The organism is Sphingopyxis sp. (genome assembly GCF_035686825.1).
Taxonomy (GTDB): domain Bacteria; phylum Pseudomonadota; class Alphaproteobacteria; order Sphingomonadales; family Sphingomonadaceae; genus Sphingopyxis.
In genome coordinates, this window is record NZ_DASRYZ010000006.1 from 41,995 (window position 1) to 59,084 (window position 17,090).

Annotated in this window: 12 protein-coding genes; 10 read left to right on the forward strand and 2 right to left on the reverse strand. The window is 66.3% G+C overall.

Annotation, left to right across the window (positions count from 1 at the left end):
• The first annotated feature begins 4 nt into the window (after nucleotides 1–4).
• From VFG17_RS13615 to VFG17_RS13635, 5 genes are read left to right on the forward strand one after another with little or no spacing between them, the layout of a single operon-like run.
• Nucleotides 5–2,191, forward strand: a complete 2,187-nt coding sequence (locus VFG17_RS13615; protein WP_325029931.1) for a TonB-dependent receptor — start codon at nucleotides 5–7, stop codon at nucleotides 2,189–2,191.
• 20 nt (nucleotides 2,192–2,211) lie between these two features.
• Nucleotides 2,212–3,252 carry a DUF1611 domain-containing protein gene (locus tag VFG17_RS13620; protein WP_325029932.1) on the forward strand — a complete coding sequence of 347 codons (1,041 nt, stop codon included), beginning with the start codon at nucleotides 2,212–2,214 and terminating at the stop codon, nucleotides 3,250–3,252.
• Complete coding sequence (locus tag VFG17_RS13625; protein WP_325029933.1) at nucleotides 3,249–4,388, forward strand: hypothetical protein; 1,140 nt, start codon at nucleotides 3,249–3,251, stop codon at nucleotides 4,386–4,388. The genes VFG17_RS13620 and VFG17_RS13625 overlap by 4 nt, the downstream gene beginning before the upstream one ends.
• Complete coding sequence (locus tag VFG17_RS13630) at nucleotides 4,385–5,956, forward strand: serine hydrolase (RefSeq protein ID WP_325029934.1); 1,572 nt, start codon at nucleotides 4,385–4,387, stop codon at nucleotides 5,954–5,956. Before VFG17_RS13625 ends, VFG17_RS13630 begins: the two co-directional genes overlap by 4 nt.
• Complete coding sequence (locus VFG17_RS13635; RefSeq protein ID WP_325029935.1) at nucleotides 5,953–7,131, forward strand: dipeptidase; 1,179 nt, start codon at nucleotides 5,953–5,955, stop codon at nucleotides 7,129–7,131. Before VFG17_RS13630 ends, VFG17_RS13635 begins: the two co-directional genes overlap by 4 nt.
• A gap of 7 nt (nucleotides 7,132–7,138) precedes the next feature.
• Here the strand turns inward: VFG17_RS13635 and VFG17_RS13640 are convergent, their stop codons facing one another.
• The gene (locus tag VFG17_RS13640; RefSeq protein WP_325029936.1) at nucleotides 7,139–8,476 is read right to left on the reverse strand and encodes a sigma-54 dependent transcriptional regulator; all 1,338 of its coding nucleotides are present in this window, start codon (nucleotides 8,474–8,476) and stop codon (nucleotides 7,139–7,141) included.
• Nucleotides 8,473–10,269, reverse strand: coding sequence for a sensor histidine kinase (locus tag VFG17_RS13645; RefSeq protein ID WP_325029937.1), 1,797 nt, complete (start codon nucleotides 10,267–10,269; stop codon nucleotides 8,473–8,475). The genes VFG17_RS13640 and VFG17_RS13645 overlap by 4 nt, the downstream gene beginning before the upstream one ends.
• A gap of 217 nt (nucleotides 10,270–10,486) precedes the next feature.
• Here VFG17_RS13645 and VFG17_RS13650 point away from each other — a divergent pair, with 217 nt between their 5' ends.
• The 5 genes from VFG17_RS13650 to VFG17_RS13670 all read left to right on the forward strand — a co-directional run bounded on the left by VFG17_RS13650 (nucleotide 10,487) and on the right by VFG17_RS13670 (nucleotide 17,077).
• Complete coding sequence (locus VFG17_RS13650; RefSeq protein ID WP_325029938.1) at nucleotides 10,487–11,827, forward strand: dicarboxylate/amino acid:cation symporter; 1,341 nt, start codon at nucleotides 10,487–10,489, stop codon at nucleotides 11,825–11,827.
• Between the two features lie 32 nt (nucleotides 11,828–11,859).
• A complete protein-coding gene (locus VFG17_RS13655) occupies nucleotides 11,860–14,997 on the forward strand; it encodes a TonB-dependent receptor plug domain-containing protein (RefSeq protein ID WP_325029939.1) in 3,138 nt (1,045 codons plus the stop codon).
• Between the two features lie 56 nt (nucleotides 14,998–15,053).
• A complete protein-coding gene (locus VFG17_RS13660) occupies nucleotides 15,054–15,962 on the forward strand; it encodes a DUF4886 domain-containing protein (protein WP_414712954.1) in 909 nt (302 codons plus the stop codon).
• Between the two features lie 69 nt (nucleotides 15,963–16,031).
• The gene (locus tag VFG17_RS13665; RefSeq protein ID WP_325029940.1) at nucleotides 16,032–16,595 is read left to right on the forward strand and encodes a hypothetical protein; all 564 of its coding nucleotides are present in this window, start codon (nucleotides 16,032–16,034) and stop codon (nucleotides 16,593–16,595) included.
• On the forward strand, nucleotides 16,595–17,077 hold the full coding sequence (locus VFG17_RS13670; protein ID WP_325029941.1) for a DUF421 domain-containing protein: 483 nt from the start codon (nucleotides 16,595–16,597) through the stop codon (nucleotides 17,075–17,077). The genes VFG17_RS13665 and VFG17_RS13670 overlap by 1 nt, the downstream gene beginning before the upstream one ends.
• The last annotated feature ends 13 nt before the right edge of the window (nucleotides 17,078–17,090 follow it).

Consider the following 17,090-nt stretch of genomic DNA (forward strand, 5'->3'; position numbering starts at 1 on the left):
GACGATGAACAAGGGACTTTTCGTTGCAGCAAGCATGGTCGCGGTGATCGCCGCGATGCCCGCGCAGGCGCAAGAAGCGGCCGCGATCGAAGCCGCGGGCGAGATCGTCGTGACCGCGCAGAAGCGCGTACAGAACGTTCAGGACGTGCCGATCTCGATCGCCGTGGTCAGCGGTGAGGAATTGCAGGAACAGGGTTCGGCCTCGCTGGTCGACTATGCGGGCTATGTTCCCGGCATGAACGTCAGCAACGGCGGCACGCCGGGCCAGACGACGATCACGCTGCGCGGCGTCGCACCATTGAACGCCAGCCAGACGGTCGGCATCTATCTCGACGATGCACCGGTCGGATCGAGCGCGCTGTACAACCGCGCCGGGCAATTCACCATCGACCTGATGCCCTATGACCTCGAACGCATCGAGGTGCTCAAGGGCCCGCAGGGCACGCTCTATGGCGCCAGCTCGATCGGCGGCCTCGTCAAATATGTGACCGTCCAGCCCGACACGCGCGAATTCAAGGTGCGCGCGGGCGTCGAGGGCTTCGCGATCAAGGACGCTGGCAGCCTTGGCTGGGGCGGGCAGGTCTATGCCAATGCGCCGATTGTCACCGACACGCTCGCGATTTCGGGCAGTTTCGCGTGGCGCAAGACGCCGGGCTGGGTCGACAGCGTCAACAATGCGGGGCTCAAGGACCAGAACGACTATGAACAGCGCGGCGGCCGCGCGGCGCTGTTGTGGCAGCCGACGCCCGAACTCAGCATCAAGCTCGCGGGTATCTGGCAGTCGCTCGATTCGGACGGCAACGGCCTTTATGCGGCCGATCTCGACGGAAACCGGCTCGGCAACGGCCATTCGTTCAACAATTATGTGCCCGAATCCTATGACGTCGATCTCGACTATTATTCGGCGACGATCGACTATGATTTCGGCGCCGCAACGCTGACCTCGGCGACCACCTACAGCAAGACGCAGAGCCGGCAGTTGCAGGATGCGAGCTATGCGTTCGGCGTGCTCTTCCCGCTCCTCACGGAGGGCGCGATTCCGCCAGGCATCACGCCCTTCTCGCTCGACCTCGGACTCAAGAAATGGACGCAGGAAGTCCGTCTCGCCTCGCCGAGCGACGGGCGGTTCGAATGGATGATCGGCGGTTTCTTCACCGACGAGGAAACGAGCAATGCCCAGCTCGTACGCTCGTTCGACATGGACGGCAATGCCATCCCGGGCCTCGACCCGCTCGCGATCGTCGGCCTGCCCGCGACCTACAAGGAATATGCGATCTTCGGCAACGCGACCTTCAAGCTGAGCGAGCAGTTCGAAGTGACCGGCGGTCTCCGCTGGGCGCGCAACGAACAGACGTTCACCCAGATCAGCGAAGGCGCGATCGTTCCCAGCGCCAATGATCCGGGTGAATCGGCCGAAAGCGTCTGGACCTTCTCGGTCAGCCCGCAATTCCACTTGAGCGAGGATGCGATGCTCTACGCGCGCGTCGCGACGGGCTACCGCCCCGGCGGCCCGAACGTCATCGTGCCCAACGTCCCGCCGAGTGTCGATGCCGATCGCATGACCAATTATGAGGTCGGGCTGAAGGCCGATTTCGCCGACCGCATGGTGTCGGTCGATGCAGCATTTTTCTGGATGGACTGGACCGACATCCAGGTCACACGCGCCTTCGGCGGTGTGTCGGGCGGTGCCAACGGCGGCAAGGCGACGAGCAAGGGTTTCGAGGGCAGCCTCGCGCTGCGCCCGGCGCCCGGCCTGACGATCAGCGCCACCGGCAGCTACACCGACGCAAGCCTCAGCGAGGATGTGCCGGAGATCAGCGGCGTGAAAGGCGACCGTCTGCCCGCAGTGCCCAAGTTCAGCGGCGCGCTGCGCGCCGATTACGAGTTCGAGCTGGGTGGCGGCAACCGGGGCAGCTTTGGTGCGGGCGTCCGCCATGCGAGCAACCGGCTGTCGCTGGTCGAGAGCGATCCGCTCGTTGCGCGTGCGAAGGCCTATACCTCGGTCGATCTCAACGCGTCGGTGACCTTCGATGATCACTGGACGCTGCGCGCCTATGCGCGCAACCTGCTCGACAACAAGGGCGAGATGGCGCGTTCGACGCTGGCCGACGGGCTCAATCGGCCAAGCTTCCTCGCGATCTCGCCGTTGCAGCCGCGCACGATCGGCGTCGCGCTCGACATGGCTTTCTGAGCGAATTGGAGTTGGACAAGATGAACGCGCCCATCGGCAGACTGGCCGAAAGCCTGACGCTGCCGCAACCCTATCTGCTGTTCCTCGGCGACACGACCGAGGCGGGCTATGCCAAGACCGCCTTCGGCCTCGCCGACTGGGCGGCCGATCGCTGCGTCGGCGAATATGGGATCGGCGCCTGCTCGGTCAGCGCCGGCCTGCCGCGGCTGTCCCCCGCCGAGGCGCGCGCCGCGGGGGCGCAGTCGCTGGTGATCGGCGTCGCGAACCAGGGCGGCGTGATCGGTGACGCTTGGGTCGCCGTGCTCGTCGAGGCGATGGAGGCGGGGCTCGACATCGTCAGCGGCCTACACACCCGGCTCACGAGCATCCCCGCGCTCGTCGAGGCGGCGCGGCGCACCGGCCAGCGGCTGATCGACGTTCGCACCCCGCCGCCGTCGATCCCGATCGCCACCGGGCGCAAGCGGAGCGGCAAAAGATTGCTCACCGTCGGCACCGATTGCGCGCTCGGCAAGAAATATACCGCGCTGGCGCTGCACCGCGCTTTCGTCCAGCGCGGGATCGACGCCGATTTCCGCGCGACCGGTCAGACGGGGATCATGATCGCGGGCGGCGGCATGCCGATGGACGCGGTGGTTTCGGATTTCGAGGCCGGGGCGGCCGAAATATTGAGTCCCGATGCGCCGGAAAACCATTGGGATCTCGTCGAGGGGCAAGGGTCGATCTTCAACCCCGCCTATGCCGCGGTGTCGCTCGGCCTGCTGCATGGCAGCCAGCCCGATGTCTTCGTCGTCTGCCACGACCCGGCGCGTAAGGTAATCCTCGGCATGGAGAGCTTCGCGCTGCCTAGCATCGAGGAGGTGATCGACCTGACAATCCGCCTCGGCAGCCGGACCAATCCCGCGATCCGCTGCGGCGGCGTGAGCCTCAACACCTCGGCTTACGACGCCGATGCGGCTGAGGCGCTGATGGCGGCCGAACGGCAGCGCCTCGGCCTGCCGGTCACCGACCCGATCCGCGGCGGTGCGTCGTTCGACGCGCTCGTGGACAATATTCTCGCATGAGTGTGGGCGAGACGGGCAGCAAGTCGAGCTGGTTCCAGCGCTTCCTGCTGCCCGGTTTCGCATTGAAGGCCGTCATCATCGGTGGCGGCTATGCCACGGGGCGCGAACTGGCCGAATATTTCGTGCCGTCGGGGCCTTGGGGCGGGCTCTCCGCCATGCTGCTCGCGACGCTGATCTGGAGCGTTGTCGCCGCGCTGACCTTTGCGCTCGCGCGCCGGATGCGGGCCTATGATTATCGCAGCTTCTTCGAAGGGCTGCTCGGCCCCGCCTGGATTGCGTTCGAGGTCGCCTATCTGATCTTCGTCGTGCTGATTCTCGCGGTGTTCGGTGCGGCTGCGGGGGCGATCGGCGCGGCAACCTTCGGCTGGCCCGAGCTTGCGGGCTCGGTGCTGCTCGCGCTCGCCATCCTCGGTTTCACTGCCTTCGGCACCGCGCTGGTCGAGACCTTGTTCAAATATGCTTCGATGCTGATCTACGCGGTCTACGCGCTGTTCCTCGTCTTTGCGCTCGCCAGCTTCGGCGGATTGATCGCGAGTGGCTTCGCGAATGCCCCACCGCCTTCGGGGAACTGGGTGGCGGGCGGCATCACCTATGCGAGCTACAATATCGTCGGGGCGGTCGTCATCCTGCCCGTCCTCCGTCACCTGACGAGCCAGCGCGACGCGGTGGTCGCCGGGCTGATCGCCGGGCCGCTGACGATGCTGCCCGCGATCCTCTTTTTCGTCGCGATGATGGCTTTCTATCCCGCGATCGGCGGCGAGACGCTGCCGTCCGATTTCCTGCTGCGCCAGATGGCGGTGCCGGGATTCCATGTGCTGTTCCAGCTGATGATCTTCGCCGCGCTGCTCGAAAGCGGCGTCGGCGCGATTCATGCGATCAACGAGCGCGTGTCCGGCGTCGTCGAGGCGCGCGGACGCCCGCCGCTCGGCACCGGCGCGCGCGCGGCGATCGGTGGCGCGGTGCTCGTCGGCTGCATGTTCGTCGCGGCGCGCGTCGGCCTCGTCGACCTGATCGCCAGCGGATACCGCTTCCTTGCGTGGCTGTTCCTCACGGTCTTTCTGCTGCCGCTCGTCACGATCGGCACCTGGCGCCTGCTGCGCCCCGCACCCGCTCCCCATATGGAGGCTTTGCCATGAAACGCTTGCTTGCCCTGTCGCTGATGCTGTCGGTCGCCGTACCGGCGTGGGCCGAACCGCCCGCCGACATTGGCGAAAGCGTCGAGGCGCTGCGCAAGAAAGTCGGGGCGGCGGGCGTTTCGATCGCGATCGTCGAGGATGGCAAGACGACGCTGTCGCGCGGCTGGGGCGTGCGCAAGCTCGGCGAGCGCGCGCCCGTCGACGCGCAGACGATCTTTCAGACCGGTTCGACCGGCAAGGCGATGACCGCCGCGGCGCTCGCGGTGCTGGTCGACGAAGGCAAGATCGGCTGGGACGATCCGGTCATCAAACATATGCCGTGGTTCCGTATGTACGACCCGTGGGTTACGCGCGAGATAACGATCCGCGACCTGCTCGTCCACCGCAGCGGGCTCGGGCTGGGGCAGGGCGATCTGATGTTCGTGCCGCGCACCCATCTGACGCGCAAGCAAACGGTCGAACGCGTCGCTTACCTCAAACCCAAGACGAGTTTTCGCTCGGCCTATGCCTATGACAATATCCTCTATGCCGTCGCGGGCCAGCTGATCGAGGAGGTTACCGGGCAGACGTGGGAGGATTTCATTCGCGCGCGCGTGCTGCGTGCGGGCGGCATGAAGAATGCGACGAGCGACAGCGAGGATCGCTTTCGCATTCCCAACCGGTCATGGCCGCACGCGCGGCTGTCGGGGGCGCTGCGTGGGCTAGGCCCGCAACAGGCGCTGAATGAACGCGACGAACTCGGCCGCAACGGGGCGCCCGCAGGCGGGCTCGCATTGAGTGCCAATGACATGGCGGCCTGGCTCAAGATTCAGCTCGCGCACGGCGCGCTGCCGAACGGGAAACGGTTGTTCAGCGAGAAGCAGGCCGCCGAAATGTGGACGCCGGTGACGCCGGTGCCGATCACGCCGCTGCCCGACGCGCTCAAGCCCGCGCAGCCGACGCAGCAGGCCTATGCGCTCGGCTGGAACGTGCAGGATTATCGCGGCCACCGCATCATCCAGCACGGCGGCGGCGTCTTCGGGTCGATCACGCGCGTCGTGATGATCCCCGATAAAAATGTCGGCTTCGCAATCATGCTGAACAGCGAGGACAGCGGCATGCTCCTCGGCCTCGCTTACGATCTGCTCGACCATTATCTGGACCAGCCCGACTATGGCTGGATTCAGAAATGGGAGGATTGGTATCAGGCGCGGCTCGCGGGCGGGGTCGAGTTTCTGAAACAGTCGAAGGCATCGCCGGCGCAGAGCGGTCCCTCGCTCGCGCTGGCGGGCTATGCCGGGCGTTACCGCGATCCCTGGTACGGCGACGTCGTCGTGGGGTCGGGCGTGGACGGCCTGACGATCGACTTCACCTCGACCCCGCGGATGGCGGGGCGGCTCAAGCATTGGCAATATGACAGCTTCGTCACCGAGTTCGACGACCCCGCGATCGAGCCCGCCTATGTCACCTTCGCGCTCGATGCCGACGGCAAGGTGACGGGCGTGACGATGAAGGCGGTGAGCCAGATCGCCGACTTCAGCTGGGATTATCACGATCTCGATTTGAAACCCGTGGAGGACAAGAAGTGAAACGTCTCGCAATCCTGCTGACCGCAACGGCGCTGACCGCCTGTTCGACGGGCGAAGAGAAACCGAAAGCCCCCGAAGCCCCGCTGCACAGCCGGATGCTCGTGCTCGACACCCACCTCGACACGCCGCTCCATTTCGAGCGTGCGGGCTGGAGCTTCGCCGATCGCCACGCGCTCGCCGACGATATGGCGCAGCTCGACATTCCGCGGATGAAGGACGGCAATCTCGATGGCGGCTTCTTCGCCATCTATACCGAGCAAGGCCCGCTGACCGCGAAGGGTTACGCCGATGCGCTCGCCTTTGCGCGGGGGCGCTCGGATCTGATCGACAATACCATCGCCAAATATCCCGACGCCATCGCTCCCGCGCGGACCGCCGCCGACGCATTGCGGCTGAACAGGGAAGGCAAGCTCATCGCCTTCAAGTCGATGGAGAACAGCTATCCGCTCGGCGTGGATCTGTCGCTGCTGCAGGAGTTCTACGACAAGGGGCTGCGCCTCGCCGGGCCGGTGCATTCGAAGGATAATCAATTCGCCGACAGCGCGACGGGCGAAGGGCGCTGGAAGGGGCTGAGCCCGCTCGGCAAACAATGGGTGGCGGAGATGAACCGCCTCGGCATCGTCATCGACGCGAGCCATTCGTCCGACGCGGCGTTCGACCAGATGCTCGAACTGTCGAAATATCCGATCCTGCTCTCGCACTCGAGCCTGCGCTCGGCCTACGACCATCCGCGCAATCTCGACGAGGGGCGGCTGAAGGCGCTCGCAGCGAAGGGCGGCGCGATGTGCATTTCGACGATCTTCATGTCGGAAATGAACATGACGCCCGCGCGCGGCGAATTGTTCGGCAAATATGAGCGGATCGGGTCGCTGCCCGCCGCCGAGCAGGCCGATCTTAATCGCCAGTGGCGCGAACTCGACAAGAGCGAGCCGTTATGGGCGGCCGATTTCGACGCTTATATGAAGATGGTGCTGCGCGCGATCGAGGTCGGCGGCGTCGATCATATCTGCTTCGGCGCCGACTGGGACGGCGGCGGCGGCCTGCCGGGCATCGAGGATATTTCCACGCTGCCCAAGGTGACCGAACGGCTGAAGGCCGCGGGCTATTCGGACGCCGACATCGAAAAAATGTGGAGTGGCAACATCTTCCGCATCCTCGCGGCGCAGGGGAAATAGGCGGGGGTCAGCCGCGGAACCGCTTGGGATCGATCCCGAGCTTCGTCATCTTGTCGTAGAGCGTCTTTCGCGGCACTCCCAGCCGCGCCATCGTTTCGGCGATATGGCCGCGCGTCTGCGCCAGCGTGTCGTGGATGATCGTCGCCTCGAACCGGCGCACCCGCTCGGCGAGCGGCGCGTCGGCGGGCATCGCCGCGCGGCCGGGGTCCGACGGCAGGTCGAGCACGACGCTATAGGCGAAATTCTTGAGCTCGCGGACATTGCCAGGCCAGTCATGTTCGACCAGGTGGCGGCGCACCGCATCGTCGATCCGGAACCCCGCCAGCCCCATCTTCGCCGCGGCTTCGTCGAGGAAGAAGGCGAAGGTTTGCGGAATGTCCGACCGCCGCTCGCGTAGCGGCGGGATGCGCAGCTTCACGACGTGCAGCCGGTAATAGAGATCTTCGCGGAAATCGCCGCCGCGCACCGCGTCCATCAGGTCGGTCTTGGTCGCCGCGACGACGCGCAGATCGACGGGCTCGGGCGCGCTGGCGCCGAGCGGCTGCACCTCGCGCTCCTCGATCACGCGCAGCAGTTTCGCCTGCACCGCGGGGTGCATCGTGTCGATCTCGTCGAGGAACAATGTCCCGCGATGCGCGCCGCGGATGCGCCCGGCTTGTCCCAGCTTGCCCGTCGCGCGGTCGATCAGATCGCTGCCGAACAGTTCGGCCTCGGCCAGTTCCTGCGGCAGCGCGGCGCAATTGACCGCGACGAGCGACGCCGCGCTCCGCCGGCTCTGCCGGTGAAGCATATGCGCGACCAGTTCCTTCCCCGTTCCTGTCTCGCCCTCGATCAACACGTCGATGTCGGCCTGTGCAAGCTGCGCGATCGTCTCGCGCAGCCGCACCATCGCCGGGCTTTCGCCGATCAACGGGCTGTCGATCGCTGCGGCGGCTGCGGTCAGCCGGCGGTTGTCGAGGATCAGCGCGCGGTGCGCGAGCGCGCGGCGGACGACGCCGACCAGATGATCGGCGGCAAAGGGCTTGGCGAGGAAGTCGAAAGCGCCGTCGTGCAGCGCGCGCACCGCCATCGAGACGTCGGCATGGCCGGTGATCAGCACGACCGGAATGTCGGGATCGATCGCATGGATCGCCGCGCGCAGTTCGAGCCCATCCATCCCCGGCATGCGGATGTCGGTGACGACGGCCCCTGGAAAATCGGCGGTGATCCGCGGCAGCACGCTGTGGGCGTCGGGAAACGCTTCCGCCGTCAGCCCGGCAAGGTCGAGCGTCTGGACATTCGCCTCGCGCAGCGCCGCATCGTCGTCGACGAAGAAGATCGTCTGCTCGCCGGTGAAGAAACTCATGCCCGCCTCAGCGTCAGGCGGAAGCCCGCGCCGCCGAGCGGCGAGGGAATGAGCGTCAGCGTGCCGCCGAACCCGTTCATGATGTCGCTGGCGATCGCCAGCCCCAACCCCAGCCCGTCGGGCCGCCCGGTGACGAAGGGCGTGAACAGCTGCGGCAATATGTCGGCGGGAACGCCGGGGCCATTGTCGCAAATGTCGATCAGCACCGGGCCATTGCCATGCGCGCGGAGCGTCACGCGCCCCCCCTCGATGCCGCGCACCGCCTCGGCGGCATTTTGCAGCAGGTTGATCAGCACTTGTTCCAGCCGCACGCGGTCGGCGTGGACCGCGATGGCGGACTCCTCTACGCTTACGTCAAGCGCGACGCCCTGCGCGCGCAACCGGTCGCCGATCAGCAGCAAGGCCCCGTCGATCGCCGATTGCAGCGGAACAGGGCCAAGCGGTGCGGGCGCACGGCGCGCGAAATTGCGAAGCTCGCCGGTGATCGCGCCGACGCGTGCGGTCAGCTCGACGATATGGTCCAAATTGCCGCGCGCCTTGCCCGCCTGCTCGCGGTCGAGATAGGCGCGGGCGTTTTCGGCGAAGGTGCGGATCGCGGCGACCGGCTGGTTGATCTCGTGCGCGACGCCGGCGGTGATCTGCCCGATCGAGCCGAGCCGGCTCGCCTGCGCCAGCTCCTCGCGCGCGGCGCGATAGCGGCGGTCGGTTTCGGCCTGTCGCTCCGATGCGTGCCGCAATTCGTCGTTGGCGGTGCTGAGATCGCGCGTGCGCGCGGCGACCTCGCGCTCGAGCGCCTCATGCGCGGCCTGCCGCATCGTCTGCCGCTCGACGAGGCGGAGCAGCGTGACGATCGCCGCGCCGACGAGGATGAGCAGGATCAGGAAGACGACCCGCGCGGTCGCGCCGGCGCTGGCGCGCGCGGGCCCGGCAGGCTGGAGCAGGCGGAGCGTGCTGCCGGGAAGCGACACGCGCTCGTCGGCCTGGCGGAACAGATTGTCGCCGATACGAAGATCGCCGCCGGCGCGTTCGACCGGCAAGGGAGCCAGCCGCGCCTCGCCATAGCTGCGCGTTGCGCGCAGCCGCCGCTGCGCTTCGGGCGAGAGCGGCACGAACGAGCGGAAGCGCCAGCGCGGGTCGCTGCTCATCACGACGATCCCGGCGGCGTCGGTCACCAGCGTCGTCGCGGCGGAATCGGCCCAGCGTGCCTCGAGCTTGTCGAATTCGACCTTGAGCACGATCACGCCGAGCAGGCGCCCGTCGACGGTGACGCGGCGCGCGAGATAGAGGCCCGGGCGCCCGCTGACCGTCCCCAGCGCAAACAGTTCGGCCTCGCCGCGTTGCATCGCGCCCTGGAAATAGGGACGAAAGCGGTAATTCTCGCCGACGAAGCTCGTCGGTGCGCGCCAGTTGCTCGCCGCGATCGTCCTGCCGCCGGCATCGAGGACATAGATCACCGTGGCATCGGTGCGCGCCGCAAGCTGTTCGAGTTCGCGGTCGAGGCGGCGCGAGGCCGCGTCGCTCTTGTCGGCGAGCGCCGCACGCACGTCGGGAAATTCGGTGAGGACGCGGGGCAGCAGGCGGAATTTCTGTAATTCGCTTTCGAGCAGGCTCGCATGCGCGCGCGCATTCTGGCGGGCCTCCAGATCGGCCTGCGCGCTCGCGCGATCGGTCGCCCATTGGGCCAGCGCGAATCCGGCGACCAGCAGGATGGCGAGCCCGATCGCCGCGGCGACGAGCAGGCGCCGACGGTTGGCTTGGGGGCCGATCAGAGTCGAATCGCGCGGCGACCGCATGTGCGGATTATTGCACAAATATTCTATTGCGTATGCGGAAAATTGCACAATCAGCCTATGCCGGTAAAGCCAACTATTAGTAAAATCCATATATAACAAAAGATTAAGTCTGTCCTATGTCTTGTTTGACCCTCTTTCAGCCCTGCCCCTAGATTGGCGGAAAGGCCGCCGAACGGCCGCAAGCTGCGCCGATGGGCGCAAGAATGGGGAGAGGCTGGTGGCAGCCACGATCGATCTAACCGCGACACAAGCGCCGCCGAACCCTCGGCCGTGGTGGACGCATCTCTACGTCCAGGTGCTCGGCGCGATCCTCGCCGGCGTGCTGCTCGGCCATTATTGGCCGTCGGTCGCGACCGAGTTCAAGCCGCTCGGCGACGGTTTCATCAAGCTCGTCAAGATGATCATCGCGCCGGTGATCTTCCTGACCGTCGCGACGGGCATCGCCTCGATCGGCGGCGAGACAAGGGCGCTCGGCCGCGTGGTCGGCAAGACCTTCGCCTATTTCCTCTTCTTTTCGACGCTCGCGCTGATCGTCGGGCTGGTGGTCGCCAATGTGATCCAGCCGGGCGCGGGCATGAACATCGACCCGGCGACGCTCGATGCCGGGGCGGTCGCGCAATATGAGGCGAAGGCGCACGAAGCGACGCTCACCGCCTTCCTGCTCGAAATCATTCCGACCACTTTCGTCTCGTCGCTGACCGAAGGGTCGATCCTGCAGGCGCTGTTCGCCGCGATCCTCTTCGGCCTCGCGCTGTCGCACGCGGGCGAGCCGGGGCGGCAGGTGCTGGGCCTGCTCGAAAAAGTCTCGGTCGTCTTCTTCGGCCTCGTCGGCATGCTGATGAAATTCGCGCCGATCGGCGCGTTCGGCGCGATGGCCTTTACGATCGGTCGCTATGGCGTCGAATCGCTCGCCAACCTCGGCCTGCTGATCGCGACCTTCTATCTGACCTCGCTATTCTTCGTGATCGTCATCCTCGGCGCGGTCGCGCGGCTTTGTGGCTTCTCGATCTTCAGCCTGATCGCCTATCTCAAGGCCGAACTGCTGCTCGTGCTCGGCACCTCGTCGTCGGAAGCGGCCTTGCCCAGCCTCATCCAGAAGCTCGAACAGGCGGGCTGCGCCAAGCCGATCGTCGGCCTCGTCGTGCCGACCGGCTACAGCTTCAACCTCGACGGCACCAACATCTACATGACGCTCGCGGCGCTGTTCATCGCGCAGGCGGTCGGCGTCGATCTCAGCCTCGGCGACCAGATCGCGCTGCTGCTCGTCGCGATGGTCAGCTCGAAAGGCGCGGCGGGGGTCACCGGCGCGGGGTTCATCACGCTCGCCGCGACGCTGTCGATCGTGCCGTCGGTGCCCGTCGCGGGGCTCGCGCTGATCCTCGGCATCGACCGCTTCATGAGCGAGTGCCGCGCGCTCACCAATTTCATCGGTAACGCGCTCGCGGCGATCGTCGTCGCGGGATGGGAAAAGGCGCTCGACCGCGATGCGCTCCACCGCGCGCTCGGCGGCGAGCCCGCGCCGCTCGCCGCGCAGCCGATCGAAACCGACGCCGATTGACCGGACAATGATATGATATGGGGAGTGAGACAATGAATTCGACCAAAGCCCGCTGGGCCCGCCACAGCAGCCGCACCGTGCTGATGCTCGCCGGCATCGGCGCTTTCGCCGCTCCGCTCGCCGCGCAGGAAGCGCCGGCCGAGGCCACCGCCGCCGCGCCGACGGGCGAAGAAGCGATCGTCGTCACCGGCAGCCGCATCGCGCGCGAAACCTATGACACGCCGGCGCCGGTGATCGGCGTCACGTCCGAAGATCTGCTAGAAGCCGGCGACAGCGAACTCAGCGAAACGCTCGCCGACCTGCCGCAGCTGTCGTCGGCGACCAATGATTCGACGGTCACCGGCAACACGCAGAATTCGGGCCTCAGCTCGATTGAACTGCGCAACTTGGGCTCGAACCGCACGCTCGTTCTCATCGACGGCCGCCGCACCGTGTCGAACTCGGGGATCAGCAACCTCGTCAGCCTGTCGACGATCCCCAGCGATTTCATCGACCGCGTCGAGGTCATCACCGGCGGCACCTCGTCGGTCTATGGCTCGGACGCCGTCGCCGGCGTCGTCAACATCATCACCAAGAAGAATGAGCGCGGCCTGACGTTGCGCGCCCGGACCGGCATCACGTCGGAGGGCGACGGGCAGGAACTCACGCTCGGCGCGACTTATGGCACGCGCTTTGCCGACGGCCGCGGCTATTTCCTCGTCAGCGGCACCTATGACCGCGACTGGGGCATCCGCGCGGTCGATCGCGAATGGGCGGTGCGGCCCGTCTCCTACGGCTATGATTTCGAAAACGGAATCAACGAGTTCGAGGGGGTTTATATCAACGCCGACGGCGCGCCCGCGAGCGGGTCGCGCCCCGCGTCCGAATTCCCGCCGCTGATGATGAGCGACCTCAGCAGCTTCATTCCCGGCGGTGTCTTTTCGGGCGCCAGCTCGGCGCGCGACCGCTTCTACCGGAACGGGGTGCTCGTCGAGCGCGGGCCCGACCCCGTCACCGGCGAACCCGTCACCGGCAGCGGCGGCGGGGCAAGCAGCCCGGGCAACGTCGGATATTTCCTGCCCAATCGTGACGGCTACAACCAGCGCACCGGCCGCTCGCTGATCCTCGCGCGCAAACGCTATCTCGGCGCGGCCAAGCTCGAATATGAATTCTCGGACGCGATCGAAGCCTTCGCGCAGCTGCAATATTCCCGGATTACTTCAGGAGAAACGCGCGAATCGGTGGGCATAGGCTGGGATTCGACTTATCCGCTGACCGACCCCGTCACCGGCGTCACCACCGAGATCGAATATGGCAAGATTCCGTGCCGCCGCGCCAGCGGTTCGGGCTCGGGCCCGTGCAATCCCTTCGTCCCGGCCGAAATCCGTGCCGACGCCCCGTCGACCGGCGCCGGCATCGCCTGGGATCGCCGCTTCGACGAGGTCGGCGGCCAGATCACCGAAAACAAGCGCGAGACGATCCGAAGCTGGGCCGGCCTGCGCGGCAAGATTTCGGACAGCTGGAACTGGGAAGCGAGCTTCGGCTACGGCCAGTACAAGCAGGACCAGTGGCGCCGGAACGAGATCAACGGCGTCCATCTGACGCAGGCGCTCAACGCCGAAATGGGTCCGGACGGACCGCAATGCGCCGACGCCGACGCGCGCGCCGCGGGCTGCGTCGCGATCGACCTGTTCGGCGAGGGGGCGATCACTCCCGACATGGCCGCCTGGATTCGCGCCGACCTGCATCAGGAACTGACGATCCGCCAATATACCGGCCAGGCCTTCGTCACCGGCGAACTGTTCCAGCTTCCCGCCGGCCCGGTCGGTGCCGCCTTCGGCGTCGATTACCGCAAGGACAGCCAGGAACTCACCGGCGACCTCCTGTCGCAGACGGGTGGCACGACGGGCAATGCCGTACCCAATTTCGGCGGCTCGATCCGCGCGCTCGAGGGCTATGGCGAAGTCAGCGTGCCGCTGCTCCGCGATGCGCCGGGCGCCTATCTCTTGAGCGTCGATGCCTCGGCGCGTGTCGCCGACTATAATATCGACAATGTCGGCACCGTGTTCAGCTGGCGCGGCGGCGTGCAATATGCGCCGATCCCCGACATCCGCTTCCGCGCGCAATTCGCCCGCGCCCAGCGCGCACCCGACATCGCCGAGCTTTATTCGCCGCCGCGCGGCAATTTCGAGGCCGCGAACGATCTGTGCGATGGCGTGACCCCGGCGACGACGGGGCGTATCGCCGCCAATTGCCGCCTCGACCCAGGCATTCAGGCGCTGTTCGCGCAGCAGGCGGCCGACGGCGCGACGCAGCAATATTCGCAGGCGGGTAACAACCTCTACAGCCCCAATGGCGGCAACCTCGACCTCAAGGAGGAGACCGCCGACACGCTGACGCTCGGCGCCGTGATCGCGCCGCGCTTCGTGCCCGGGCTGACGATCGCGGTCGATTATTACGACATCCGCATCAAGGATGCGATCGACGCCTATTCGAACCGCGACATCCAGCTCCAATGCTACGACACCGACGTGCCGCAGGCTGACAACCCCTTCTGTGCCGACATCACGCGCAACGCGAATAACGGCCAGATCGTCGAGCTGGTCCAGCGGCAGGTCAACTTCGCGCGCTTCGACACGCAGGGGATCGACGTCGCCTTCAACTATCGCTTCCGCCTCGACGACGCGCTCGGCATCCCCGGCCGCTTCGACCTGCGCTACGACGGCACGCATGTGTTGAAGCAAAAGGTGCAGTTCCAGGGGGTCGACGGGACGGTCACCAACGATCTTGCCGGCGATCTCGCCGAAGGCAGCTTCAAATATCGCGCGCGCGGTTCGCTGAGCTGGAAGCTCGACAATTTCCGCATCCGCTGGACGACCACCTATTATGGCAAGATCAACGACAGCAATTCGCTCGCCGATCAATATGCCGCGCTGCTCGAAACCAATCCGAATGCCGAGGTGCCGGTCTTCCTCAATATCGGCGACGTGTGGGAACATGACCTGTTCCTGTCGTTCGACCTCGATACGGGCGGCAAGGAATTCCGCCTCTATGGCGGGGTGAACAACCTGTTCAATTCGGTCAGCCCCTTCCTGCCGAGCGGAACCGAGAGCGGGCGCTTGACCAACCAGAATGGTGTCTATGATATCGCCGGACGCCGCTTCTATGTCGGCGCGACGGTGAAATTCTGATGGGAAATGCAATGCAAAGAGCTTCGGGGCTTCGATCCACTGGACCCCTGAAGGCCATGTCGGGAGCGGTGCTGTTGGCGCTGGTAGGGTGCGCGCCCGGCCAGGCGGTCGCCAGCACTGCCCCGCATGGTGAAGCCGCCGCATCCGCGGCCGAGCCCAAGGCGGCACCGAAAACCATCCTCTTCATCGGCAACAGCTTCACGCAGGGCGCGCATTCGGCGGCGCGCAACTGGCGCGCGGGCTCGGTGACCGATCTCAACAAGGCGGGCTATGGCGGCGTGCCCGCGCTGTTCAAGCTGTTCACCGAACAGGCGGGGCTCGACTATCGCGTCAGCCTCGAGACGCAGGGCGGAAAGACGCTCGGCTTTCATTATGACGAGCGGCGCGCGCTGTTCGACCGGTCTTGGGATGTCGTCGTGCTTCAGGAACTCAGCACGCTCGACCGCGCGAAGCCCGGCGATCCAACCAATTATCTGCGCGACGTCGCCCGGCTGAGCGCGCTGTTCAGGGCGCGCAATCCCGCCGTCGACATCCGCCTCGTGTCGGCTTGGACGCGCGCCGACCAGACCTATAAGCCCAAGGGGCATTGGTACGGCAAGCCGGTCTCGGCGATGGCCGAAGACCTTCGCGCCGCCGCCGACCGCGCGCGCGCCGCCAACCCCGCCGTGGCGGGTGTGCTGCCGGTCGGACAGGCGTGGAACCGCGCGATGCGCGAGGACGTCGCCGATCCCAATCCCTATGACGGGATCGGCTATGGCCAACTCGACCTCTGGGCGTACGACCATTATCACGCGAGCGTCGCGGGCTATTATCTCTCGGCGCTCGTTACCTTCGGCGCCGTTACCGGCATCGATCCGACGACGCTCGGCCCGAAGGAAAAGGGCGCCGACGAGCTTGGCCTGTCGGATGCGCAGGCCGCGGCGCTGCAACGCGTCGCGCGCGACACGCTCGCGAACGCCGCCTAGATCGGACCCCGAAAGAGCGCCGCCGACCCCTGAACCTGCGGGAACGAACCACCGCGCCAAGCGTCCAATATGGGCTCTCGGCCGGTCGCGGCCGCGGCCGGGCAGGAGGATCGGATGCAGGCGCTCGAAGGATTGGAGGACGCGCGGCCCTCGCGCAGACGTTTTTGGGATCGGCACGCCAGCCCGATCTCGATCCTCCTCCTCGGCAGCCTGCTGCTCGCCGCCACGCTCGGGGTTACTGGCGGCCAGCCGAGCCCGCCGCGCACGGCCGATTTCGGCGATGCCCGCCTGACCGTCAAGACGCCGGTGGTCATCCGCAACGGCGAATTCTTCGAAACCGATGTGACGCTGACCGCCGGGGCTCCGCTCGATGATGCGGTGATCGCGGTGACGCCCGCGCTGTGGCACGACATGACGGTCAACACGATGATTCCGGCGCCCGGCGAGGAGAGCTTCAAGGACGGGCGTTTCCATTTCTCCTACGGCCCGCTTGGTGCCGGCGAGCGCCTGCACGTCAAGATCGACGGGCAGATCAACCCGCCGCTGTTCGCGGGCACGCGCGGCGAGATCGCGGTGTTCGACGGTGAGCGGCGCATCGGCGCGATGCCGCTGCGGATAAAGGTGCTTCCCTGATGGATATCGTCCTTCGCGCCACGGTGATGTTCTTCGTCCTGTTCCTGCTGATCCGCCTGCTCGGCAAGCGCGAGCTCGGCCAGATGACGCCGTTCGAATTTGTCGTGCTCGTCGTGCTCGGCGACCTCATTCAGCAGGGGGTGACGCACAATGATTTCAGCCTGACCGGCGCGACGCTCGCGATCTGCACCTTCGCCTTCTGGGCGCTGGTGCTCAGCTGGACCGCCTATCTGGTCCCGCGCGCGAAGGATCTGCTCGAAGGAACGCCGCGCGTGGTCGTGCGCGACGGTGCGATCGTTACCGAAAACCTGCGCCGCGACCGGCTGACGCGCGACGAAATCCTCTCCGAAATGCGGCTTGCGGGGATCGGCCGGATATCCGATGTCGCCTGGGCGATCCTTGAGCCGCAGGGCAAGATGAGCTTTATCAAGAAGGACGAAGGCGCCGCCCGGCAACAGGACCGTGACGATCCCGCCAACTGATCGGCGGCCGCGA